The 658-nt window shown below is 77.5% G+C and carries 1 protein-coding gene; it reads left to right on the top strand.

What is annotated here, in order from left to right:
* Window positions 1–658 (top strand): aminotransferase class I/II-fold pyridoxal phosphate-dependent enzyme (locus GT042_RS14070; RefSeq protein ID WP_237530789.1); only part of this gene is annotated, 658 nt, incomplete at both ends.

The following is a 658-nucleotide window of genomic DNA, read 5'->3' as shown; positions in this document are numbered from 1 at the left end:
CCGCGGCCGGTCATGCGTCCGCGCCGCCCCCGGATCCCGCGTCGGCGACGCCCTCCGATCCGTTCGACTGGGCCGACGCCGAGGCGCGCCGCCGCGCGCACGCGGGCCTGGTCCGCACCCTCCGCCCCCGCCCGGCCGACTCGCCCCTGGCCGACCTCGCGAGCAACGACTACCTGGGGCTCGCCCGCCATCCGGCGGTCACCGCCGCGGCGGCGGACGCGGCCCTGCGCTGGGGGGCCGGCGCCACCGGCTCCCGGCTGGTCACGGGCAGCACCGCGCTCCACGCCGAACTGGAGAACGAACTGGCCGAGTTCTGCGGCTTCGAGGCGGCCCTCGTCCTGTCGTCCGGTTACGCGGCCAACCTCGCCGCCCTGACCGCGCTCACGGCACCCGGCTCCCTGATCGTCTCCGACGCCGGCAACCACGCCTCGATCATCGACGGTTGCCGCCTCTCCCGCGCCGAGACGGTGGTCGTCCCGCACGCCGACCCCCGGGCCGTACGGAAGACACTCGACGCGCACCCGGGGCGCCGGGCCCTCGTCGTCACCGACGGGGTGTTCTCGGTGGACGGCGACGCCGCGCCGCTCGGCGAGCTGGCCGAGGTCTGCCGTACCCGGGGCGCCGCCCTGGTCGTCGACGACGCGCACGGGCTGGGTGT

This window comes from Streptomyces sp. SID3212 (assembly GCF_009865405.1).
In the GTDB taxonomy this organism is placed as follows: Bacteria; Actinomycetota; Actinomycetes; order Streptomycetales; family Streptomycetaceae; genus Streptomyces.
This window is presented reverse-complemented; position numbering and strand designations above follow the sequence as displayed.